This window comes from Vibrio sp. E150_018 (assembly GCF_053544035.1).
On sequence record NZ_JBHGNY010000003.1, the window covers coordinates 161,988 to 186,131 of the forward strand.

16 protein-coding genes and 4 tRNA genes are annotated in these 24,144 nt (G+C 40.9%); 15 read left to right on the plus strand and 5 right to left on the minus strand.

The features are described 5' to 3' along the window. Positions 1-84 precede the first annotated feature (84 nt). The 12 genes from uvrY (at position 85) to ACE3G9_RS05565 (ending at position 13,078) form a co-directional block, all read left to right on the plus strand. Positions 85-729 carry a UvrY/SirA/GacA family response regulator transcription factor gene (gene uvrY / locus ACE3G9_RS05510; RefSeq protein ID WP_027696060.1) on the plus strand — a complete coding sequence of 215 codons (645 nt, stop codon included), beginning with the start codon at positions 85-87 and terminating at the stop codon, positions 727-729. Next, the gene (gene uvrC, locus ACE3G9_RS05515) at positions 729-2,576 is read left to right on the plus strand and encodes an excinuclease ABC subunit UvrC (protein ID WP_417878833.1); all 1,848 of its coding nucleotides are present in this window, start codon (positions 729-731) and stop codon (positions 2,574-2,576) included. Before uvrY ends, uvrC begins: the two co-directional genes overlap by 1 nt. A 45-nt stretch (positions 2,577-2,621) precedes the next feature. Next, positions 2,622-3,179: a CDP-diacylglycerol--glycerol-3-phosphate 3-phosphatidyltransferase gene (gene pgsA / locus ACE3G9_RS05520; RefSeq protein ID WP_417878834.1), complete on the plus strand. Its 558-nt coding sequence runs from the start codon at positions 2,622-2,624 to the stop codon at positions 3,177-3,179. Positions 3,180-3,485: 306 nt separating this feature from the next. Continuing rightward, positions 3,486-3,559: transfer RNA gene (locus ACE3G9_RS05525), tRNA-Cys, on the plus strand. Between the two features lie 24 nt (positions 3,560-3,583). Continuing rightward, positions 3,584-3,659, plus strand: a tRNA-Gly gene (locus tag ACE3G9_RS05530). Between the two features lie 91 nt (positions 3,660-3,750). Further along, positions 3,751-3,837, plus strand: a tRNA-Leu gene (locus ACE3G9_RS05535). A gap of 30 nt (positions 3,838-3,867) precedes the next feature. Then, positions 3,868-3,943, plus strand: a tRNA-Gly gene (locus tag ACE3G9_RS05540). Positions 3,944-4,315: 372 nt separating this feature from the next. Continuing rightward, a complete protein-coding gene (locus ACE3G9_RS05545) occupies positions 4,316-6,127 on the plus strand; it encodes an AMP-dependent synthetase/ligase (protein WP_417878835.1) in 1,812 nt (603 codons plus the stop codon). 833 nt (positions 6,128-6,960) lie between these two features. After that, positions 6,961-9,894: a diaminobutyrate--2-oxoglutarate transaminase family protein gene (locus tag ACE3G9_RS05550; RefSeq protein WP_449218640.1), complete on the plus strand. Its 2,934-nt coding sequence runs from the start codon at positions 6,961-6,963 to the stop codon at positions 9,892-9,894. A 219-nt stretch (positions 9,895-10,113) separates the two neighbouring features. Next, entirely contained in the window at positions 10,114-11,358 is a 1,245-nt protein-coding gene (locus ACE3G9_RS05555; RefSeq protein WP_417878837.1) for a carboxynorspermidine synthase, read from the plus strand. A 164-nt stretch (positions 11,359-11,522) separates the two neighbouring features. Next, the gene (gene nspC / locus ACE3G9_RS05560; protein ID WP_449218641.1) at positions 11,523-12,668 is read left to right on the plus strand and encodes a carboxynorspermidine decarboxylase; all 1,146 of its coding nucleotides are present in this window, start codon (positions 11,523-11,525) and stop codon (positions 12,666-12,668) included. Positions 12,669-12,742: 74 nt separating this feature from the next. Next, complete coding sequence (locus ACE3G9_RS05565; protein WP_449218642.1) at positions 12,743-13,078, plus strand: hypothetical protein; 336 nt, start codon at positions 12,743-12,745, stop codon at positions 13,076-13,078. 58 nt (positions 13,079-13,136) lie between these two features. On the opposite strand, the gene ACE3G9_RS05570 is transcribed toward ACE3G9_RS05565, so the two are convergent. Beyond that, on the minus strand, positions 13,137-13,670 hold the full coding sequence (locus ACE3G9_RS05570) for a glycine cleavage system protein R (RefSeq protein WP_449218643.1): 534 nt from the start codon (positions 13,668-13,670) through the stop codon (positions 13,137-13,139). Between the two features lie 174 nt (positions 13,671-13,844). Between ACE3G9_RS05570 and ACE3G9_RS05575 the strand changes: the two genes are divergently transcribed. After that, on the plus strand, positions 13,845-15,047 hold the full coding sequence (locus ACE3G9_RS05575; protein WP_449218644.1) for a CinA family nicotinamide mononucleotide deamidase-related protein: 1,203 nt from the start codon (positions 13,845-13,847) through the stop codon (positions 15,045-15,047). 116 nt (positions 15,048-15,163) lie between these two features. After that, complete coding sequence (locus tag ACE3G9_RS05580; RefSeq protein ID WP_417878842.1) at positions 15,164-15,916, plus strand: DUF481 domain-containing protein; 753 nt, start codon at positions 15,164-15,166, stop codon at positions 15,914-15,916. 101 nt (positions 15,917-16,017) lie between these two features. Here ACE3G9_RS05580 and yfaE read toward each other — a convergent pair whose 3' ends face one another. The 4 genes from yfaE to ubiG all read right to left on the minus strand — a co-directional run bounded on the left by yfaE (position 16,018) and on the right by ubiG (position 21,016). Beyond that, a complete protein-coding gene (yfaE, locus tag ACE3G9_RS05585) occupies positions 16,018-16,296 on the minus strand; it encodes a class I ribonucleotide reductase maintenance protein YfaE (RefSeq protein WP_089122837.1) in 279 nt (92 codons plus the stop codon). After that, positions 16,296-17,429, minus strand: coding sequence for a class Ia ribonucleoside-diphosphate reductase subunit beta (gene nrdB / locus ACE3G9_RS05590; protein WP_417878844.1), 1,134 nt, complete (start codon positions 17,427-17,429; stop codon positions 16,296-16,298). Before nrdB ends, yfaE begins: the two co-directional genes overlap by 1 nt. 137 nt (positions 17,430-17,566) lie before the next feature. Then, positions 17,567-19,852, minus strand: a complete 2,286-nt coding sequence (gene nrdA / locus ACE3G9_RS05595; protein ID WP_417878845.1) for a class 1a ribonucleoside-diphosphate reductase subunit alpha — start codon at positions 19,850-19,852, stop codon at positions 17,567-17,569. A 453-nt stretch (positions 19,853-20,305) separates the two neighbouring features. Further along, positions 20,306-21,016, minus strand: coding sequence for a bifunctional 2-polyprenyl-6-hydroxyphenol methylase/3-demethylubiquinol 3-O-methyltransferase UbiG (ubiG, locus tag ACE3G9_RS05600; RefSeq protein ID WP_449218645.1), 711 nt, complete (start codon positions 21,014-21,016; stop codon positions 20,306-20,308). Positions 21,017-21,302: 286 nt separating this feature from the next. On the opposite strand from ubiG, the gene gyrA reads away from it, so the two are divergent. Beyond that, positions 21,303-23,939, plus strand: coding sequence for a DNA topoisomerase (ATP-hydrolyzing) subunit A (gene gyrA / locus ACE3G9_RS05605; RefSeq protein ID WP_417878847.1), 2,637 nt, complete (start codon positions 21,303-21,305; stop codon positions 23,937-23,939). The last annotated feature ends 205 nt before the right edge of the window (positions 23,940-24,144 follow it).

Here is a 24,144-nt window from a genome sequence, read left to right on the forward strand (position 1 = left end):
GTGACCATAAATAAGTTAGAATGTAGTGACCAGCGATTAATAATCTTGTTGGTCTAGCGATAATCCAAGTGTGGAGATACAAGAGTGATAAATGTTTTCCTTGTAGATGATCACGAACTGGTTCGCACAGGGATTCGACGTATAATTGAAGACGTCCGTGGAATGAAAGTAGTAGGGGAAGCTGACAGTGGTGAGAATTCTGTAAAATGGTGCCGTGCTAATCACGCGGACGTTATTTTGATGGATATGAATATGCCAGGTATTGGCGGCCTTGAAGCCACCAAGAAAATTTTACGTTTTAATCCTGATATTAAAATCATTGTTCTTACAATACATACTGAAAATCCATTTCCAACCAAAGTCATGCAAGCGGGGGCTGCTGGTTATTTAACCAAAGGTGCTGCGCCAGATGAAATGGTGAATGCGATTAGAATGGTCAACAGTGGTCAGCGTTATATTTCACCTGAAATAGCGCAACAGATGGCATTGAGTCAATTTTCAGCACCTTCAGATAATCCATTTAAAGAGCTGTCTGAACGTGAGCTACAGATCATGATGATGATTACCAAAGGACAAAAAGTAACGGATATATCCGAGCAGCTTAATCTTAGCCCTAAGACAGTAAATAGCTATCGCTACCGCTTGTTTAGCAAGCTCGATATCAGTGGTGATGTAGAATTAACGCATCTCGCAATCCGTTATGGCATGATAAATACAGAGACTCTGTAGTGCCAGATCCATTTGATTCTGCTTCTTTTCTATCGACGGTTTCAGATCAGCCCGGCGTTTATCGTATGTATAACGTCGAGGCTGACGTTATTTATGTCGGTAAAGCAAAAAATCTATTCAAACGTCTTTCCAGCTATTTTCGTAAGAACCTAGATAACGAAAAAACCAAGGCTCTCGTTAGCCATATTGCCAAAATTGATGTCACGGTGACGCATACCGAAACCGAAGCCTTAATTTTAGAGCACAACTATATCAAGCAATACCTTCCTAAATACAATGTGCTATTAAGGGATGATAAATCTTATCCCTATATTTTAATTACCAAACACAAGCATCCTCGTCTTGCTTATCATCGTGGCGCAAAGAAAAGGAAAGGGGAGTATTTCGGCCCTTATCCAGATGCAGGGGCAGTACGAGAAACGCTTCACTTATTACAAAAAATCATCCCAGTTCGTCAATGTGAAGACAGCATTTATGCCAATCGCACTCGACCATGTTTGATGTATCAAATTGAACGTTGTTCAGGACCGTGTGTTAAAGGTCTGATTAGTGATGAAGAATATGCGGAAAGTGTCAACTATGTTCGCTTATTCTTGCAAGGCAAAGATGATCTCGTGCTGAATGCTTTAATTAAAAAAATGGACGAAGCAAGTCAAGCGTTAGCGTTTGAGAAAGCGGCTAAATATCGCGATCAAATTCAAGCGATCCGTCGTGTACAAGAGCAACAATCAGTCTCCAATGACAGCGCAGAAGACATGGATGTGATTGGCTTTGCTAAAGAAAATGGTCTGGCTTGCGTTCATATTCTAATGATTAGGCAAGGTAAAGTGCTGGGTAGCCGTAGTCACTTCCCTAAAATCCCTAACAATACCGATGATCACGAAGTATTTTCGAGCTTCTTGAACCAGTATTATTTAAGCCATAATGAAGCGTCGACGATTCCAACTCGAATTACTTATAACGCTGATTTATTCGATGATGAAAGTCCATTACAAGCCGCATTAACCGAAATAGCTGGCCGTAAAGTTACATTCCATGTCAGTCCTAGAGGGATCCGAGGTCGTTATCTTAATTTGGCCAATACCAATGCTCGCAGTGCGTTAACGTCGAAGATTAGTCATAAAATGACGGTGAATCAGAGGGTTAAAGAGTTAGAAACCGAGTTTGGTATGGAACGCATTGAGCGCATGGAATGTTTCGATATCAGTCATACTATGGGTGAAAGTACCATCGCTTCTTGTGTGGTTTTCAACCGTGAAGGCCCGGTTAAACAAGAGTATCGTCGCTACAATATTGAAGGTATCACGGGGGGGGATGATTATGCTGCGATGGGGCAGGTGTTAGAGCGTCGCTACTCCAAGCAACAATATACTGATGAAATATATGCCGAAAAGATACCGGATGTGATTTTTATTGACGGCGGTAAGGGACAACTTAACCGTGCTTATGAGATAATACAAAGACATTGGCAAGACTGGCCGAAAAAACCAGAACTAATTGGTATCGCTAAAGGTGTTACCAGAAAGCCCGGTCTAGAAACATTAATTAAAGTTACCGGTGAAGAGTTCAATTTGCCGAGTGACGCACCAGCTTTACATTTAATTCAGCATATTCGTGATGAAAGCCATAATCATGCGATCAGTGGTCACCGCGCGAAAAGAGCCAAAACCCGAAGAACCAGTACTTTAGAAGGTATTGAAGGGGTAGGCCCGAAACGCCGCCAAGCTTTACTGAAATATATGGGTGGTATACAAGAATTAAAACGAGCAACTGTAGAAGAAATAGCCAAAGTTCCTGGGATCAGTAAATCTTTGGCAGAAATCATCCATGAAGCATTGAAACCCTAGACGTTTTAACGCAACATTAAGCCGCACTCTCCAAGAGACGTAATTATGCGATTTACAATACCAAATATTTTAACTTTACTTCGACTTGCGTTAATTCCTGTTTTCGTTGCCGTTTTCTATCTGCCTTATTCATGGTCGCCTTTTGCTGCTGCAATGGTGTTTTGGGTTGCAGGGTTTACCGATTGGCTTGATGGAGTGCTAGCAAGAAAATTAGGTCAAACGTCACGTTTTGGCGCTTTTTTAGATCCTGTTGCTGATAAAGTAATGGTTGCCGCGGCACTCATTGTAATCACTGAACACTATCACACCATTTGGATTACCATTCCGGCTGCCACTATGATTGCCCGTGAAATTATTATTTCAGCACTACGAGAGTGGATGGCAGAAATTGGCAAGCGAGCGAGCGTTGCGGTTTCTTGGATTGGAAAATGGAAAACATTGTCACAAATGTTTGCTCTTTGGGTTCTCATCTGGCGTTATGATGATTGGATGGTATGGCTAGGTTATGTCACGTTATACATTGCGACAGCTTTAACATATTGGTCCATGTACCAATACTTAAAAGCCGCTAAAGGAGATCTACTGGCTGGCGAGGGTGATTAAGTCAGTCACTTTAAAATTGAATTATCAGAGCCCCGTATATTCTTTATTATAAAAAAGATTATGCGGGGATTTTTGTTTCTAGCTATTTATCTAATAGATAAGTTATGTTTTCTCAATTTTCTGTTAAAAATATCGACAAAATTAGGCATTAAAATGTGCGATATAATGGTTTTTGACTGCAAAATAGACAAACGATTTAAAAATCGAAAAATAGTGTTGACGTGCTTGGCTTAATCCGTAAAATGCCATCCCGTACTCAAGAGGAACGCAACATAATTCGAAAGAGTTAAGTTCTTCACAAGATAAGGCGCCTTGGCAGAGTGGCTATGCAGCGGATTGCAAATCCGTGGACCTCGGTTCGACTCCGGGAGGCGCCTCCATAATCTTGTTTAAATTGATACAAAGCGACACTAGCTCAGCTGGTAGAGCGCAACCTTGCCAAGGTTGAGGTCACGAGTTCGAACCTCGTGTGTCGCTCCAAATTAATGAAATGGAATGTAAGTTCGGTTTCAGATGGTGTTCTAACTTTTCAATTATCTTTGATAAGTCACGGCATCGCAATGAATTGCGTGCCCTGGTGGTGGAATTGGTAGACACAAGGGATTTAAAATCCCTCGGCGTTCGCGCTGTGCCGGTTCAAGTCCGGCCCGGGGCACCATCTATTAAAGTCTACATTTATGTAGCAAATGCGACACTAGCTCAGCTGGTAGAGCGCAACCTTGCCAAGGTTGAGGTCACGAGTTCGAACCTCGTGTGTCGCTCCAAATAAGAAAGCCCCGATCAGTATTGATCGGGGCTTTTTTCATCTATGAAGTTTACTAATTTCGAGGTTCGGGAGATTTGAATGACGCCAGCTCAATTGGTAGAGAAGGTTGAGGTCACGCCTAGTCCATAAAAGCAGGGAACCTCGTGTGTCGCTCCAAATAAGAAAGCACTTCAGAATGCTGGGGCTTTTTGCGTTGGCTGTATTTAACATTGTTCACTTATAAAGCTTATTCTTTGTACTAGCTTATTATGAATATTTTTCTTATTTGTGTTTTTGTGTTCTTTGAGCTTACAACTGTTTCGCTTTTTTCCTGTTATAGGGTAATATTGCGCCAAATCGAAACACCTGTACGCTCAACTGGAATCTATTTATGTCTCTTGATGCTTATCATCTTATCCGTTTGTTTAAACAGCAAGCTCAACAACGTGCAGATCAAATTGCGTTGGAAGGGTTTGAAATTCAGGCTCCATGGAACCTTGTTACTTGGCAGAAGCTTGAAGAACAAACTGATAAACTGGCAAAAGTGTTAATTAAGCTTGGTGTTTCAATCCAAGATAAATGCGCCATTCTTTCGCAAAACTGCCCGCAGTGGACGTGTGCCGACTTAGCTAGCTTAAAGGCTAGAGCGGTGATTGTTCCTATCTACCCAACCAGTACACTCGAACAAGCGCAATTTATTTTAAATGATGCCGAAGCCAAAGTGTTATTTGTTAATGATGCACAGCAGTATCAAATGGCGTGTGAGTTACAAGATACTTTACCTAATATTGAATCGGTGATTGTGTTTGATAGTTCGGTAAAGTTGAAAGTACGCCCAAATCATAGGCATCTTGATGATTTATTGGCGGAAACGTATCAAGTAGATCAATCACAACATGAACAGCTAGCGATTCGAGTTGAGCAAGTTCAGTTAGATGATTTGGTGACGCTTATTTATACCTCGGGTACTACTGGTGATCCGAAAGGAGTGATGTTGGGCTACCGTAATTTTGCTTCTACGATCTCCCAACATGATGAAGTACTAGGTTTTACGGAAGGTGACACCTCGCTTGCATTTTTACCCTTGAGTCACGTATTTGAGCGCAGTTGGTCATTTTATGTTTTAGCGCGTGGCGGTAAGAACGTTTACTTGCAAGATACCAACCGTGTTAAGCAAGCGATCAGCGCAACCAAACCTAATACGCTTTGTGTCGTGCCAAGGTTTTTAGAAAAAGTGTACAGCGCAATTCAAGAACAAGTAACTAAAGGCAGCAAGGTTAAACAACTGATCTTCGCCTGGGCGATGAAGGTAGGTAAGAAGCAGTTTGAAGTAAGCCAAGGCCGCCGTGCATCAAGTGTTTTTCTTGAGTGGCAAAATACATTAGCGACAAAATTAGTCTTTAGTAAGTTGCAAAATGCGCTTGGTGGACGTTTGAAATTTATGCCTTGTGGTGGCGCAGCATTAGATGCAGACGTGGCAGGCTTTTTCCATGCGATCAATGTTCCAGTGTTATGTGGCTATGGTATGACGGAAACTACCGCAACGGTGACGTGTAATACTATTGCAAACCGTGTAACAGGCTCGAATGGTCAACCGCTAAGTCAAACAGAAGTGAAGCTTGGAAAAGATAACGAAATCTTAGTTCGTGGCGATATTGTTATGAAAGGCTATTACAACCGCCCTGAAGAGACTACAGAGACATTTGAAGACGGTTGGTTGAAAACCGGTGATGCCGGACAATTTGATGAAGATGGTAACTTGTATATTACTGACCGTATCAAAGAGTTAATGAAAACCTCGAATGGTAAGTATATCGCACCGCAGCGAGTAGAAGGTAAAGTTGGAACTTGTTCTTTTATCGAGCAAGTAGCGATTGTGGCTGATGCGAAAAACTATGTCACTGCGTTGATTGTTCCGGCGTTTGAATCATTGGATGCTTGGGCAAAAGAAAAGGGCATTCATTATGAATCACCGATAGAGCTATTAAAGCATAGTCATGTGGTTGAACATTTTGAACAACGTTTAAAGCATCTCCAAAAAGAATTGGCAGGCTTTGAAAAAATCAAAAAATTCACCTTGTTGCCAAAAGAGTTCTCGATTGAAGACGGCTTGATCACGCCAACCTTGAAGTTACGTCGTAAAAAGATTTACGAAAAATACAAAAAAGAAATTCAAGCTATGTATAAGGTTAAAAAGTCGTAAATAGTGGCTAATCAAGTACTTTTAAGATAGAACGGAAATATGAAACGAGGGGAGAATAATTAAATTTATTCTCCCCTTTATTATGTGTGATAAAAATCGTTTGCGTTGAAAATAATTTCTGTGTTATTTTCCGCCACAATCTCAAGGTTATCGTTAATTCTAACGATAGATTTACCTTAGGGGGATACGCGTAAGGACATTCAAGCTGATTGTGCCATTACGTATGAGTAGGTACTGTTAACATCGAGTTAATCAGTAGACGGGAACCGATGCGAAAGACATCCGCATTGTTATAGGAAGCCCAACTTTGAATACATTAATCCAGATTTTAAAAATCAGCTTCACTCATCTTAATCGTTCAATTGTGGCCTTTTTGCGCACGATGAAGCGATCTCATATTACAAGTTTAAACTCTTACACTTGTACTCCGCTAAGCCGACGAAGTTCAAATATAACGGAACCTTGAGTTTGTATACCAATCGCAACGAGTAACGGCTCATTTTAGCTTGTTAAAAAGCTCGCTAACTGCGTTATAACTTCTGTTTATAAAAAAGTGTATGTAGACCCACTACTAACAGAAATTTTATGCCTTGTTATCAAGATTTTTTCCTACGCTAATCTCGCCCCGTTACTCATTTTGATTGGTATTTCATAGCTATATCTAGTGTTTAGTGTCTTCAATTTGAAGTAATGACTTATTTTCATTGAAGTCGGTTTGGCTGGTAATTCAGTCAGTATTTAATATCAATACTCTTCATATTTGAAACTGCAGCGTTGATGATCACGTCTGTAGCTTTAAGTTTCTGAGTAAATACCGTTTTAAGGGTTTATCAATGACCACTGCTTTTGATTTTGAGCTTAACCAAGCCCAAATGCCATTCACCACCAATATTCCTTATGTTGATGGTGTGTACGATCTTGCCCTTGATCAAGTGTTACTGGATCAAGAACAGCATGAATCAGCGGTTCGTTCTTATCCACGTCGTTTACCTATCGCAATTAAACGTGCTTATGGCGCTTTAGTTGAAGATACCCGTGGCCAGTTGTTTTTAGATTGCCTAGCAGGCGCGGGAACCTTGGTGCTGGGTTATAACCACCCAGAAATCAACCAAGCATTAAAAGAGCAGCTTGATACGGGACTGCCTTACCAAACTTTAGATATTACGACGCCAGCAAAAGATCGTTTTATTAAGCAGGTTAAATCATTCCTACCTGAGAATTTTGCCGAAAACTCAGTGATTCAATTTTGTGGTCCATCAGGAGCCGATGCAGTAGAAGCGGCAATTAAACTGGCTAAGCAGACGACTGGCCGTAACACCATGATTGCCTTCCGTGGTGCTTATCATGGTATGACCAATGGCACCATGGGAATGATGGGGAATCTAGGTACTAAAGCGCGTCGTACTGGCTTAATGTCTGACGTGCACTTTATGCCGTTTCCATATAGCCTACGCTGCCCGTTTGGTATGGGTGGCGATGAAGGTGCTAAGCAAAATATTCGTTATATCGAACGTATGCTAAATGATGATGAAAGCGGTATTCAAAAGCCTGCTGCAATTATTGTTGAGCCCGTTCAAGGCGAGGGCGGAGTGATCCCTGCACCTGCGTTTTGGTTACGCGAATTACGTCGTATTACTCAAGAGCATGGCATCTTATTGATCTTTGATGAAATTCAATGCGGCGTGGGTAAAACTGGTCATAACTTTGCTTTTGAAGAGTCAGGCATTTCACCAGATATTCTTTGTTTATCAAAAGCGATTGGTGGCGGTTTACCAATGTCTATTTTGGTATTCAATAAAGAAATTGATACTTGGAATCCAGGTGAACACACTGGTACTTTCCGTGGAAACCAATTAGCGATGGTCTCTGGCGCGAAAGCATTGGAAATCATTCAACGTGATAACTTAGTTGAGCATGCCAAAGTGGCGGGGCAATACTTACGTGCTGGATTAGAAAAAATTCAACAAGAAGTCGGCTGTATTGCGGAAGTTCGCGGCAAAGGTTTGATGCTTGGCGCAGAAGTAGTGCATCCAAGTGGTGAATTGAATAAGTTTGGTGAGCCTGTATCAGCGCCAGAATTAACGCTTAAGATCCAACGCGCAGCATTAGAGCGTGGTTTGATGATTGAAAAAGGTGGTCGTGATGGCTCGGTATTACGTTTCTTACCGCCTGTGATCATTAGTTTTGAGCAAATTGATTTCGCTTTGAAAACATTAAAAGAAGCGATCATCGCGGCAGGTGGTGGTATTGATCCAACTAAACAAACAATTGAGCATCCATCACTAGAACAACTGAGTTGGCAACAGCACTTTATTCAAACTGGCGCACACGGTGCAGACAGCTTTGAAAAAGCGATGAATCAAACCACTCAAGCAATGAAAGCAGTATTTGAAGCGGTAGATAAACCCTATTCAGGTATTGAACCTCAGCTGTTAAAAGCGCAAATCGAAGCAGTCAATCTTGATTCTAGTAACAGCGATTTGCAGCAGGTCATTAACAGCGCAACAAACTTGGTGGCGAAGAATTCTATTTTTGTTCAGCATCCAAATTGTATTGCTCACCTGCATACTCCGCCATTAGTACCGGCGATTGCAGCAGAAGCCATGATTGCTTCTTTGAATCAGTCTATGGATTCATGGGATCAAGCATCGGCAGCCACTTATGTTGAGCAGCGAGTGGTGGACTGGTTATGTGACCGTTACAACATGGGGGATAACGCGGATGGCGTATTTACCAGTGGTGGTACGCAAAGTAATCAAATGGGCTTATTGTTGGCTCGTGATTGGATTGCCGATAAGTTAAGTCAGCATTCGATTCAAAAGTTAGGTTTACCAGATTACGCCGACAAATTACGTATCGTATGTTCGAAGAAATCTCACTTCACAGTACAAAAAACAGCGTCATTAATGGGTTTAGGTGAAGCCGCGGTTGTTTGTGTGGATACTCATAACGACGGCACGATTAACACCGATGCGATGGCCGACACCTTAAACCAATTAAAAGCAGAAGGCTTAATTCCATTTGCGATGGTCGGCACTGCCGGTACGACCGATCACGGCGCGATTGATGATTTAAACACCTTAGCCGATTTAGCATTAGTTCATGATATGTGGCTGCATGTTGATGGTGCTTACGGTGGCGCGTTAATTCTAAGTAGTCATAAAAACCGTTTAGCGGGCATTGAGCGCGCTCAATCAATCAGTGTTGACTTCCATAAGTTGTTCTATCAACCAATTAGCTGTGGCGCTGTGTTGGTGAAAGATAAAGCCAACTTTAAGTACTTGCTGCATCACGCTGATTACCTAAACCGTGAAACCGATGAACTGCCAAACTTAGTTGATAAGTCAATGGCCACCACACGTCGTTTTGATGCTTTGAAAGTATTCATGACAATGCAAAGTGTCGGCACTAAAGCATTAGGTGAAATGTACGATCACTTGATCGATCAAACCCATGAAGTGGCGCAATTGGTTGCAAATAATGCCGCGTTTGAACTACTGGCTCCACCAGCACTTTCAACGGTATTAATGCGTTACAGCAATGCTAACTTGAACGAGCAAGCGTTAAATGACTTAAACCGTCAAATTCGCATCGAAGCTTTGGTTCGTGGTGTGGCGGTATTGGGTGAAACCACTGTCGATGGTAAAGCAGCGCTGAAATTCACGATTTTGAATCCATGCTTAACCTTGAGTGATTTTGAAGCATTACTAAATGATGTGACAGAATTGGCTCAAGTGCTTACAGCGGAAAATGCATTAACTCATTAATTTATGTTCTGGGCAGTATTCAGACCAATCTGCCCTTTCTTATACTTATTTTTAATTGTTCTATTAGAACGAAAAGTAATTGATTAACCCTTAATAAGGAAGGTGACTGAAAGATATCTATTTTATGGTTTGACGCTGGTGGTGCTCAAGGTATGAGGTGGGTTGATTTCATTAACTTCAAATAGTTTTATAACTCCTAAGAAGGAAGGTGACTTAAAGATGTCTATTTTACAAATTGGCGCAGGTGGTGTTGGTTGGGTTGTTGCTCATAAAGCGGCTCAAAACAATGATGTATTAGGTGATATTACGCTTGCGTCTCGTACGATTGCGAAATGTGAAAAAATCATCGAGTCGATCAAAGGTAAAAACAACCTTAAAGACCCATCGAAGAAATTAGAAGCACGATTTGTAGACGCCGATGATGTGGCATCTTTAGTAGCACTCATTAATGAAGTTAAACCTGATCTAGTCATTAATGCCGGTCCTCCGTGGGTGAACGTGACGATTATGGAAGCGTGCTATCAAGCGAAAGTGTCTTACCTAGATACTTCAGTAGCGGTGGATTTATGCAGTGAAGGTCAGCAAGTACCAGAAGCTTACGATCCACAGTGGGCGTTCCGTGAAAAATTCGCTGAAGCGGGTATCACAGGTATTCTAGGGGCAGGTTTTGATCCGGGCGTAGTGAGTGTGTTTGCCGCTTACGCTGTTAAGCACTTATTTGATGAAATTGACACCATTGATGTAATGGATGTTAACGCCGGCGACCACGGTAAGAAGTTTGCCACCAACTTTGATCCTGAAACCAATATGCTTGAAATTCAAGGCGATTCTTTCTACTGGGAAGAGGGTAGTTGGAAACAAGTACCATGTCATACTCGTATGCTTGAATTCGATTTCCCAAATTGTGGTGAGTTTAAAGTGTACTCAATGGCGCATGATGAAGTACGTTCAATGCAAGAATTCATTCCCGCAAAACGTATCGAATTCTGGATGGGCTTTGGTGATACTTACTTAAACTACTTCAACTGCATGAAAGATATCGGCCTATTAAGCCCAGATCCTGTGACCTTACAAGATGGCACGGTAGTTGAACCACTTAAAGTATTGAAAGCGTTATTGCCAGACCCAACATCACTCGCACCGGGTTACACAGGTAAAACGTGTATTGGTACTTGGGTACAAGGTACAAAAGATGGTAAAGCTCGCAGCGTGTTTATCTACAACAATGCCGATCATGAAGTCGCGTACCAAGATGTTGAACATCAAGCGATTGCCTACACCACCGGTGTACCAGCCATTACTGCTGCTCTACAGTACTTTAAAGGCAGCTGGAATGAAGCAGGCGTGTTCAATATGGAACAACTTGACCCTGATGGCTTCCTAGAAACAATGCCAAGCATCGGTCTTGATTGGCATGTTCAAGAGTTAGAACCGGGTCAGCCGAAGATTAATATTCTAAAGTAAAGCCGTATCTCGTTGCTCATGTTTCGTTACTCGAGCTAACTAGCAGACTCAATTAATAACAACAGCCATAGCATTCGTTATGGCTGTTTTATATCTTTTTCGAGAAGCATCGCGCTCTAGATACGAGAAACGCAGTGCTCGAAAATCGTTCTATGGAATTACCTATGCCTAACAACCTTCCAACCCCTTACTTCATGATTAATGAAGACAAACTTATCCATAACCTTGAAATTGCGAAGCGCTTAAAAGAGCTGAGTGGTGTAAAGCTAGTATTGGCGCTGAAGTGTTTTTCAACTTGGGGTGTATTTGACATCATCAAACCGTATCTTGATGGCACAACCAGTAGTGGGCCTTACGAAGTGATGCTTGGCCATGAAACTTTTGGTGGTGAGAATTCTGGTAAAGAAAATCATGCGTATAGCGTGGGTTATAGTGAAGATGATGTAAAACAAGTGGTTGGCATTTGTGACAAAATGATCTTCAATTCCTTAAGCCAGCTTAATGCGCATCGTCATTTGGTGGAAGGAAAAACATCGATTGGTGTGCGCCTAAATCCGGGTGTGAGCCGTGCAGGACAAGACTTAGCCGATCCCGCTCGTCAGTTCTCTCGTTTAGGAGTACAAGAAGCCCAGTTAACCAGTGAGTTGTTTGATGAACTCGATGGCGTCATGTTTCATATGAACTGTGAAAACAAGTCAGCCGGTGACTTCATTGAATTACTAGATAGCATTTCACAACGTTTTGGTGCCTACCTTGATAAGCTTGACTGGGTAAGTCTGGGCGGTGGAGTATTCTTTACCTGGCCAGGTTATGAAGTTGAAAAACTGGCACAAGCGTTGAAATCATTTAGCGAAAAACATGGCGTTCAACTTTACCTTGAACCAGGTGAAGCGATTATTACTAAAACCGCTGATTTGGTTGTCACTGTTATTGATATCGTTGAAAACGGCATGAAGACCGCGATTGTCGATTCAGCGACCGAAGCGCATCGTTTAGACACGTTGATCTACAATGAACCAGCATCAATTGGTGAAGCTTCTGAAAATGGTGCGCATGAATATGTGATTGGTTCATGTTCATGTCTTGCCGGTGATCAATTTTGTGTCGCTAAATTTGATGAGCCATTAAAAATAGGTCAGCGATTGCATATTCTCGATAGCGCAGGTTATACCATGGTGAAACTCAATTGGTTTAATGGTCTAAAAATGCCAAGTATTTATTGCCAGCGTAGTAATGGCGAATTCCAAAAACTGAACGAATTCGATTATCAAGACTTCAAACGCTCACTATCTCAGTGGTCGGTTAAATAATCACGCGGCTTTTTGCATTCTGTAAGGTAGGGCGTTAGAGTGCTGCTACCTGTATTAAAAAGGGATATCGTTTCATGAAAATTATCTATTCTGGTGTTATTGATTCTCACGGTGAAGTGACGGCAAATCTCTTGAAAGATTTTCTGATAAAGAACCAAGATAAAATTGAACGCCAGTTAATTCCAAATTTAGATTACATCGACCCTAGAGCACTTAATGATAATGGTATTCAAATTATCGATGTGATTCACTTGGGAGAGGCTCGTTATTCACTTGCCTATCAATATGATTGGTTCGTGTTTAGCCCTTGTACCAATATTGATTTAACGGGTACCGATAAAAATAAAGTGACGTTAACCGTATTAGATTCTAGTGAGTTAGAGTTTGATCTTTCAGCGCTAGGGCATTAATAAAAAAGGACTTCGTTGAGAGTCGCGAAGTCCGTTTTACCCATTCTAATTTTTACTCTTATTTCGACAATATAGATGTCACATCAATGACTCGAGTGCCTTGGGTGATCGCTTCTAGCTCGGCAATCACATCTTTAATATTCGTTTTTTCTGGAATAGTAATACTGAATTGTGATGTAAAGAGGTTGCCGCTGATGCCATTTTTACCTGCGAGGAATAGGCGCTGAGTATCAATACTTAAAATATTAGCGCGTTCTCGCTCTAAGATATGAGTGAGTTCTTGAATGATCCCTGCTTGTTCTTGGCTATCAAAACGTAATTCATACACGTCATCTTCTGCGTGTTTATTTTCTTGTGATTGGACAAAGTTAACTTGTAAACCTGAGGCTTCGTCAAATGCCATTTGAATCATTTCTAGGCTTGATTCAGGGCACTGAATTTTGATTAATCCTGCAATTTGATCATCGAGGTAATTAATTTTACTAATAATCCAACTACCGCTATGTTCATGAGTTACGTGAGCAAGGTGCTGTAGTGTTTGCGGGGTGGCGTGGCCTGAAACGTTGGCAATGAATACGGTATGGTTTTCCATAATGTCCTCCTACCAAGTAGCTTTACATGTATATTATTTATTTTAGTACAGCTATTTGGGTATAAAGTAGGGCGACGTTATTTTTATTTGATGTAAGCTACTAAATTGTGCCCTGTTGTGTTTGAATTGATAATCAATGCCGCTTGAGAAAAATAATACATAAGAGGAATTAGGATGATTAAGGTATCAATGTTGAGTACGGGCGAAGAGGTTTTGCATGGTGATATTGTTGATACCAATGCGTCTTGGTTATCGGAATTATTTTTTGAACAAGGCTTTGCGATTCATTACCGCAGTACAGTCGGTGATCAGTTAGAAGAATTAGCAAGCGAGATTACGGCGTTAAGCCTAAAAAACGATGTCGTAATTGTGAATGGGGGGTTAGGCCCTACAACTGACGATCTTAGCGCATTAGCTGCGGCAAAGGCACTTGGCGTGGAGTTAGAGCTTAATCAAGAGTGGTTAGAGATTATGACTCAGTATTTTGCTCGACTAGGTCGGTCAATGGCGGCAAGTAATGATAAGCAAGCGATGCTGCCTGTTGGTGCTGAGATGATCAATAACCCGGTGGGTACGGCTTGTGGTTTTAGTATCGAGCTTAATAATTCGGTGGTATTTTTTACTCCTGGTGTGCCGTTTGAATTCAAACGTATGGCAAAAGATGAAATTTTACCGCGTTTGAAGCAACGTTTTCCCAATGTCGAAAGGCTGGAATGTAATAAGCTTTATACCTTTGGTCTTGGTGAGTCGGGAATTGCTGATCGTTTGAAATCGGTGAAATTACCTGATGGGTTTAGCTTAGGGTATCGTTCTTATATGCCGTTTATTGAAGTGAAAATATTCAGTCCTTATCAAGACCCGAATATCGAACAAGTGATTGAGATTATTAGTGGCGAGTTAGCCGAATTTACGCTTTCAATCAACCAACCTTTAATTGTTGTGGTTGGTCATTTACTAGAACAAAGCCATACTCAGATTTCGGCATTAGAACAAGTGACCGGTGGGGAAGTCGCTCGTAGCTTATCACTTGATGTAAAAGCTCAAGAGCAGTTCGTACAAAGTGTGGTTGATAATAAAGCACAGCCATTATCAGAATTACAAGATGTACTATTGATTTCTGATGAATACCGTCAGGATACCCAATCGGATATTGTGGTTGGTAGCTTCAAAATGGAAGATAAAAGTATCGCGTTAGTTCTGATTTCTGCTGAATATCATTTTGCTCAGCAAGTTTCATTGACACGAGACTACCCGCTGAAATCTCAACAGATATTATTGTCTACCGTGATGCTAGATATGGTGAGAAGATACTTGCAACAAACCAGTATGTTAGCAACGTTAAGCCATTTTGAACGCTTGGCTTTTATTGAGGGTTAACTTTTGATTGTAAATTAATCAAATGAGATTTATTTTTCAGTTGCATGACATTTACATGACAAATGTGACATCTATCTTAAATATTGTGCCCGCATATTTAACAAAAGGTGCTTCGCATGAAATCAACTCTTTATTTATCTTCTTTTGCGCTGCTATTTTCTTCTGCTTCAGCTCTTGCTTCGGATGATGCTATATCAATGGAACAAGGGCAGTTTAGCGGTGGAGCAAAGCTTGGCTTTCTGTATTCTAATGCTTCTACAACGTCGACCTCTCTCAATACCGGTGGTTGGTTGAAGTATGAGAAAGCGAAATGGACTCATGACTTTTCAGGCAGTAGTTACTATACGAAAACGTCTGATTCAGATGAAGATGGCACGAATAAGTATGATTTAGGTTATAAACTTTCTTATCAAATTGCTGACAAGTATAAAGCGTTTGTTGATAATCAATATGAACATGATCAGTTTGAAACTTATCGTGATGTTTATTCTGTTACCGCGGGTATTGAAAGAGCGTTAGTCAATACGGAAACGACAAAAGTGAATATTGGTGGTGGCCCAGGTTACCGTTATAGCAAGCGTCAATCTAGTGATGTCGATCATCCAAGCCAAGTGAATGAAGACATTATTGCCAATGGTTTCTTTAATGCCAAAACCAAGATAACCGATACTTTATCTATTGGTGGTGATGCTGAAGTCGATTACGGTGAATCGAATACCACTTATACCCTAGGAGCGAATTTAAAGAACATTTTAGTGGGTGATGTTGCTTTAATACTTGATGCAGAATATGTTTATAACACTGATGTTGCTTCAGATAAGAGCAATGATGAAATATATACCACAGTAAGTATCAGCTACGACTTTTAATTATACTCGCTTCAATTAGATAAAAACGGGCTTGCGAATTAATCACAAGCCCGTTTATTTATTAGTATTAATTGTTTATATGAGTAAAGTGAAGAATGAGGTTAGGCTCTTTTCTTTACTGATTGGTAGCGAACATTCTTGAGCACAACATCTGATTTTGCTTTACAGATGCAAGGCAGAATTTCTTTAGGATGGGTGAAAGCCAAAGCAAATCCAATGTATTCCACTTCACCAGATTCTAACTCACATTTACAAGCGCCACAGTGACCATCACGACATTGAAATTCAGGCTCAAGACCAGCTTTTTCCATCGCATCAAGTAGGGTTTGTTGTGGGTCGATATTCAATTGAGTGATCCCATTGATTTGCAGTGATTTCATTACAGTTCGAAATCTCCGAAGTCATCAGAGCCAATTTCATTATCAATTTGACCTACTAGGTATGAACTGATTTCCGCTTCTTGTGGGGCGACTTGTACGTTATCGGATGATAGCCAAGCATTGATCCAAGGGATCGGGTTGCTGGTGGCTTCAGGGTAAGCAACATCAAGGCCAACCGCTTGCATACGGATGTTCGTGATGTACTCAACGTACTGACATAAAATATCTTTATTTAAGCCAATCATAGAACCATCCTTGAATAGGTATTCTGCCCATTCTTTTTCTTGCTCAGCGGCTTGTTTAAATAAATCAAAACACTCTTGCTTACATTCTTCAGCAATTTGCATAAAGCTAAAGTCATCTTGACCATTGCGTAAGATGTTTAACATGTGCTGAGTACCGGTTAAGTGAAGCGCTTCATCACGAGCAATCAGTTTGATAATTTTTGCGTTGCCTTCCATTAACTCTCGTTCTGCAAAAGCAAATGAACATGCAAAGCTTACGTAGAAACGGATCGCTTCTAGTGCGTTTACCGACATTAAGCAAAGGTAAAGTTGCTTTTTCAGATCATGAAGTTTGATTTCAACGGTTTCGCCATTGAGAACATGAATACCTTCACCGTGACGATGGTAGTCATTGGTTAAACGGATCAGTTCATCATAGTAATGGGCAATATCACGAGCACGTTTTACGATGTATTCATTTTCAACGATATCATCAAATACTGCGCTAGGATCGTTCACAATATTACGAATGATATGTGTATAAGAACGTGAGTGAATGGTTTCAGAGAATGACCATGTTTCAATCCACGTTTCTAATTCTGGTAGGGAAACAAGAGGCAGCAGAGCAACATTTGGGCTACGACCTTGAATAGAATCAAGCAGTGTTTGATATTTTAAGTTACTGATAAAAATGTGTTTTTCATGATCAGGTAACTTGTTGTAATCAATGCGGTCGCTTGATACGTCAACTTCTTCAGGACGCCAAAAGAACGATAATTGCTTTTCGATTAGTTTTTCGAAAATCTCAAATTTTTGTTGGTCATAACGTGCAACGTTAACTGATTGACCAAAGAACATCGGCTCTTTGAGTTGGTCATTTTTTTTCTGATTAAAAATTGTATAAGCCATGTTAACCTCTTAAATGAACGGTCTGTGACCATCCATGCGCTAGTGATATGTTGGAGAGTAGTCACTGAGCGATTTCTTGGGTAGTGATTATGAAAGCAGCCTGCAACAGAGCAGGCTACGTTATTTCAAGTGTTTAATTAGATCTTACAACCGCCGCCAGCGCAATCATCATCTTCAACAATTGTTGCTACATCATTTTGAGCGTCGCTCGCACCATCACGAGTGTTATGGTAGTAAAGTGTCTTAAGGCCATATTTATATGCAGTTAGCAGATCTTTCAACAATAACTTCATTGGTACTTTGCCATTAGCTTGTGCGCTAGGGTCGTAGTTAGTGTTGGCAGAGATAGATTGGTCGACGAACTTCTGCATAATGCCGACTAGGTGTAAGTAACCATCATTTGATGGGATACGCCATAGTAGTTCGTATTGATCTTTAAGTGTTTGGTATTCTGGCACGACTTGCTTCAAGATCCCATCTTTTGATGCTTTCACTGAAACGAATCCACGTGGTGGTTCAATACCATTGGTTGCGTTTGAAATCTGAGAAGAAGTTTCAGATGGCATTAACGCGGTTAAGGTAGAGTTACGTAAACCGTGAGTGGTAATTTCGCTGCGTAGCGCTTCCCAATCAAGGTGTAGTGGTTCATCACAAATGGCATCTAAATCTTTCTTATAAGAGTCGATTGGAAGAATGCCCTTTGCGTAAGTCGTTTCATTGAATGATGGACATGCACCTTTCTCTTTGGCTAATTCAACCGAGGCTTTCAGCAAGTAGTATTGGATTGCTTCAAAAGTGCGGTGTGTTAGGCCATTTGCACTACCATCTGAATATTTCACGCCATTTTTCGCAAGGTAGTAAGCGTAGTTAATGACACCAACACCTAGAGTACGACGGTTCATGGTTGCTTTACGAGCGGCCGGAAGAGGGTAGTCTTGGTAGTCAAGTAGGGCATCTAACGCACGTACAACAAGATCCGACAATTCAGCAAAGTCATCCAGTGATTTAATTTCACCTAGGTTAAATGCAGATAGAGTACATAGGGCAATTTCGCCTTCTTCATCATCAACATTACTTAGAGGTTTGGTCGGAAGCGCGATTTCTAAACATAAGTTAGATTGACGAACCGGCGCAACACTTGGGTTAAATGGGCTGTGAGTATTACAGTGATCGACATTTTGAATGTAGATACGGCCTGTTGAAGCACGCTCTTGCATTAATAGTGAGAATAATTCAACCGCTTTAATGGTTTCACGTTTGATCGATTGATCAGCTTCATACTTAACGTAAAGTTCTTCAAACTTAGCTTGGTCTTCAAAGAATGCATCATATAACCCAGGTACATCAGATGGAGAAAACAAACTGATGTTTGCACCTTTGACCAAGCGAGCGTACATCAGCTTGTTTAACTGTACACCGTAATCCATGTGACGCACACGGTTTTCTTCAACACCACGGTTATTTTTCAGTACTAAAAGAGACTGGACTTCACGGTGCCAAATAGGATAGAACACGGTTGCAGCACCACCACGAACGCCACCTTGAGAGCAACATTTAACCGCCGTTTGGAAGTATTTATAAAATGGAATACAACCTGTGTGGAAAGCTTCACCGTTGCGGATCTCAGAACCCTGTGCACGAATACGACCAGCATTAATACCGATACCTGCACGTTGAGATACGTAACGAACAATAGAGCTTGCTGTCGCATTGATTGAATCTAAGCTGTCACCGCATTCGATTAATACACATGAACTAAATTGACGAGTAGGGGTACGAACACCAGCCATAATTGGTGTGGGTAATGAAATCTTAAAGGTTGAAACCGCATCATAAAAACGCTTTATGTATTCTAAACGAGTTTCTTGTGGATATTTGGCAAATAAACAAGCCGCAACAAGGATATATAAAAACTGGGCGCTTTCGTAAATTTCCTTTGTTACACGGTTTTGAACAAAGTATTTACCTTCAAGTTGTTTTACCGCAGCATATGAAAAGTTCATGTCACGATTGTGATCAATGAAGCTATCTAATACTGAAAATTCTTCAGCAGTATAATCTTCTAATAAATGCTTATCGTATTTACCCATATCAACCAATTTTGAAACATGATCGAATAATTTTGGTGGCTCAAATTCACCATAGGCTTTTTTACGAAGGTGGAAAACCGCTAGACGCGCAGCTAGGTATTGATAGTCAGGGCTTTGCTCTGAAATAAGGTCGGCTGCCGATTTAATGATAGTTTCATGAATATCAGAAGTGGTGATGCCATCGTAAAACTGGATATGGGCTTTTAGCGCTACTTGCGAAACAGAAACATTGTTCAGGCCTTCTGCTGCCCATGTGATCACTCTGTGGATCTTTTCAAGATCGATCGACTCTTTCTGTCCAGTACGTTTTGTGACTGTCAATTGTTCGTTCATTCGAAATGCGTTCCCTAAACTAGATGAATTCTAAGCTGCAACATTGAATTATTATGGTATTGGCTAGCTTTTTATGCTGATCTCGCTCTACCTTACTTCGAAGGTTAAACACTATATGTTGGGTTGCCCCTATAGCTGAGTTACAAGATAGTGCGAAAAGACATGACTTTCAAGATTTGGATTTTTATCAAGTTGTGGATAACATTTGGATAGAAAAATTTCTGTAAGTAGGCACTAACCTATGCGCTAACGTATTCCTTGAATAGGGATTTTCCGAAGATCCAATATGATGATTTAATACCCAAGAGAAAAAATATTTCGCTTGATCTTTAAAAGAAAATGATTCCGAAATTAGCAGTGGAATTTGTGGATGATCAAGCACATTTAATAAAGAAATAAATGTAAGAAAACGCTGATTTATGGTCAGCGTTTTTTGTGATAAGGAGCGTGAAATTAAGCCTTATTCTGCGTGTGAATAATATAATTCACATCAACGTTTTTACCTAATGCATAGCTACCTGTAAGTGGGTTGTAATGTAGACCAGTGATGGATTGTTCTTGAAGCGATGTAGAGTCGACCATTTTTAATAACTCCGAAGGTCGGATGAACTTACTATGATCGTGAGTGCCTTTCGGTACTATCTTCATCACTTGTTCGGCACCTATAATGGCAAACAGATAAGATTTTAGATTACGATTTAATGTCGAAAAGAACACATGGCCGCCTGGTTTGACTAATCGTGCGCACGCTTGGAGAACCGATAGAGGGTCGGGGACGTGTTCTAGCATTTCCATACAAGTGACTACATCGTATGTTTGCGGGCATTGATCTGCATGATCTTCGATCGTGCTTTGTATATAGTTAAGCGTCACGCCAGACTCTAGTGCATGTAACCTCGCCACTTCTAAAGGTTCTTTACCCATATCAAGACCGGTGACATCCGCGCCTTCTTTCGCCATGCTTTCTGCGAGGATTCCTCCGCCACAGCCGACATCAAGTACTTTTTTATCAAATAGCCCTTGTGCGCTATCAAGTACAAAGTTTAAGCGAAGTGGGTTGATTTGGTGCAATGGTTTAAATTCACCATTTAAATCCCACCAACGAGAAGCCATATCTTCAAATTTTTTGATTTCGGCAGGATCAACGTTTTGTTTAGTCGTCATATTGGTCATTCTTCAAGTCATCAAGATGTGATTAATATATCAGGAAAGAGAAGGGCAATGAAATCCTGACTGTGAAATTGAGAAAGTTAAAGTGATTGATAAAAAGCATAAATTTGAATCTAGCTCAATTTTTCTGCAGTTAAAGCGTGAAGTAACCACCAAGTGATTAAAACTGCCATGAAATAGATGCCGGATTTATGATTTCTGTGTTATATTTTTAGACCTTGTGCGTATCGCTATTTGTAATGAAGTACGCGATCAAAAAGAATAGAGGGATAATGGCTCTATGAGCGATTTAGCTAAACAAATTACGCCAGTAAATATTGAAGATGAACTGAAAGGTTCATATCTTGATTATGCGATGTCAGTCATCGTTGGTCGTGCACTTCCAGATGTTCGTGATGGTTTGAAGCCGGTTCACCGCCGTGTTTTATTTGCAATGAACGTTCTGGGTAACGATTGGAATAAGCCTTATAAAAAATCAGCCCGTGTAGTCGGTGACGTAATCGGTAAATATCACCCACATGGTGATAGCGCGGTTTACGATACGATCGTACGTATGGCTCAACCATTCTCACTTCGTTACATGCTTGTTGATGGCCAAGGTAACTTTGGTTCTATCGATGGTGACTCTGCGGCGGCGATGCGTTACACCGAAGTTCGCATGTCTAAAATGGCTCATGAGTTATTAGCCGACCTAGATAAAGAAACGGTAGATTACGTCGATAACTACGACGGCACAGAAAAAATCCCAGCCGTTTTACCAACGAAAATTCCAAACTTACTTGTGAACGGTTCTTCTGGTATCGCAGTAGGTATGGCAACTAACATCCCACCACATAACCTAGGTGAAGTGTTAGATGGTTGCTTGGCTTATATTGATAATGAAGATGTAACTATCGATGAATTGATGGAGCACATTCCTGGGCCAGATTTCCCAACAGCTGCTTTAATCAGTGGTCGTAAAGGCATTATCGACGCATATAAAACTGGTCGTGGTAAGGTTTACATGCGTTCTAAAGCGCATATTGATACCGATAAAAATGGCCGTGAAACGGTTGTTGTAACTGAAATTCCATACCAAGTTAACAAAGCTCGTGTGATTGAAAAAATTGCTGAGTTAGTAAAAGACAAAAAAGTGGAAGGCATCAGTGCATTGCGCGATGAGTCAGATAAAGACGGTATGCGTATTGTTATTGAATGTAAGCGTGATGCAGTAGGTGAAGTGGTTCTTAATAACCTATATGCACAAACTCAGCTACAAACGACTTTCGGTATTAACATGGTTGCGCTAGATAATGGCCAGCCGAAGTTATTCAACCTAAAAGAAATGTTGAAGTGCTTTGTTGATCACCGTCGCGAAGTAGTCACACGCCGTACTATTTTTGAACTACGTAAAGCTCGTGACCGTGCACATATCTTAGAAGCACTTGCATTGGCTCTCTCCAACATTGATGAAATCATTGAGTTGATTCGTAATGCTCCAACACCAGCAGAAGCGAAAGCGGGCTTAGTGGCTCGTGGTTGGGATCTTGGTAATGTAGCTGCAATGCTTGAACGTGCTGGTACTGATGCCGCACGTCCTGATTGGTTAGAAGACAACTATGGCATCCGCGATGGTCAATACTTCCTAACTGAACAGCAAGCACAAGCAATACTTGAATTACGTCTACACCGTTTAACTGGTTTAGAGCACGAAAAAATCCTAGATGAATACAAAGCACTTCTAGATGAAATTGCTGAATTAATTCATATTTTATCGAGCACAGAACGCTTGATGGAAGTGATTCGCGAAGAACTAGAAGCGGTTCGTGAAGGTTTCGGTGATGCTCGTCGTACCGAAATCACAGCAGCAAGCCATGATATTGATATGGAAGAGCTGATTGCTCAAGAAGATGTTGTTGTGACACTTTCTCACGAAGGTTACGTTAAGTACCAAGTATTAAGTGACTACGAAGCTCAACGCCGTGGTGGTAAAGGAAAGAGCGCGACTAAGATGAAAGATGAAGATTTCATTGAACGCCTACTAGTCGCCAATACTCACGATAATATTCTTTGTTTCTCAACTCGTGGTAAGACATACCGCTTGAAGACATACCAACTACCGTTTGCAAGTCGCAATGCTCGTGGTAAACCAATCGTTAATATCTTACCGTTAGAAGAAGACGAACGCATCACTGCTATCTTACGTGTTGACGAGTTTTCTGAAGATAAGTTCATCTTCATGGCAACTGGTGACGGTACGGTTAAGAAAACGTCTCTAGCAAGTTTTGCTAATGTTCGTTCAAATGGTTTGATTGCCGTTAACCTACGTGATGATGATGCTCTAATTGGAGTTGATATCACATCAGGTGAAGATGAAATCATGTTGTTCTCGAAAGAGGGTAAAGTGGTTCGCTTTAGTGAAGAACATGTTCGTGCAATGGGCCGCACCGCAGCAGGTGTTCGTGGTATTCGTCTTGCAGATAACGACCAAGTTGTGTCATTGATTGTACCGTCAAATGATGGTGGTGATGTTCTGACAGTAACGGAAAATGGTTATGGTAAACGTACCGTTATCACGGAATACCCAACTAAGGGGCGTGGTACTAAAGGTGTTGTCTCGATTAAAGTATCTGAGCGTAATGGACAAGTGGTTGGCGCAATCCAAGCGCTTGAAGCTGATGAGTTTATGATGATCACCAATGCAGGTACACTTGTTCGTACACGAGTATCGGAAGTAAGCCAAGTTGGCCGTAATACTCAAGGTGTTACTCTGATTCGTACTTCAGAAGATGAAAAAGTTGTAGGTCTACAACGTATCGAAGAAGTGGAAGAAGAAGAACTATTAGAAACTGTAGTGGAAGAGGTTGGTGATACTGACGACGTGCAATCTACATCTTCTGATGCTGCAGCTCAAGCTGATACCGACGACGAAGAGTAATTTCTTGTAGTTATACGAAAGATAGAAGCCGGAGGTGATACTTCCGGCTTTTTTATATTTAAACTCAGTCGGTTTTACTTGATTAGTTAATCTAATGTAATAGTATAACAATATTGATTGGTCAATGTGATATAACCCTCGTTTTTATCTGTGTTTAGAGTCGGTTTAAGATAAAATATCGAGGGAATATTATAAGAATAAGTGA

Coding starts and splice junctions, on each gene's coding strand:
- pgsA (WP_417878834.1), top strand. CDS start 2,622: ATGCGATTTACAATACCAAATATTTTAACTTTACTTCGACTTGCGTTA.
- ACE3G9_RS05545 (WP_417878835.1), top strand. CDS start 4,316: ATGTCTCTTGATGCTTATCATCTTATCCGTTTGTTTAAACAGCAAGCT.
- ACE3G9_RS05550 (WP_449218640.1), top strand. CDS start 6,961: ATGACCACTGCTTTTGATTTTGAGCTTAACCAAGCCCAAATGCCATTC.
- ACE3G9_RS05555 (WP_417878837.1), top strand. CDS start 10,114: ATGTCTATTTTACAAATTGGCGCAGGTGGTGTTGGTTGGGTTGTTGCT.
- nspC (WP_449218641.1), top strand. CDS start 11,523: ATGCCTAACAACCTTCCAACCCCTTACTTCATGATTAATGAAGACAAA.
- ACE3G9_RS05565 (WP_449218642.1), top strand. CDS start 12,743: ATGAAAATTATCTATTCTGGTGTTATTGATTCTCACGGTGAAGTGACG.
- ACE3G9_RS05570 (WP_449218643.1), bottom strand. CDS start 13,670: ATGGAAAACCATACCGTATTCATTGCCAACGTTTCAGGCCACGCCACC.
- ACE3G9_RS05575 (WP_449218644.1), top strand. CDS start 13,845: ATGATTAAGGTATCAATGTTGAGTACGGGCGAAGAGGTTTTGCATGGT.
- ACE3G9_RS05580 (WP_417878842.1), top strand. CDS start 15,164: ATGAAATCAACTCTTTATTTATCTTCTTTTGCGCTGCTATTTTCTTCT.
- yfaE (WP_089122837.1), bottom strand. CDS start 16,296: ATGAAATCACTGCAAATCAATGGGATCACTCAATTGAATATCGACCCA.
- nrdB (WP_417878844.1), bottom strand. CDS start 17,429: ATGGCTTATACAATTTTTAATCAGAAAAAAAATGACCAACTCAAAGAG.
- nrdA (WP_417878845.1), bottom strand. CDS start 19,852: ATGAACGAACAATTGACAGTCACAAAACGTACTGGACAGAAAGAGTCG.
- ubiG (WP_449218645.1), bottom strand. CDS start 21,016: ATGACGACTAAACAAAACGTTGATCCTGCCGAAATCAAAAAATTTGAA.
- gyrA (WP_417878847.1), top strand. CDS start 21,303: ATGAGCGATTTAGCTAAACAAATTACGCCAGTAAATATTGAAGATGAA.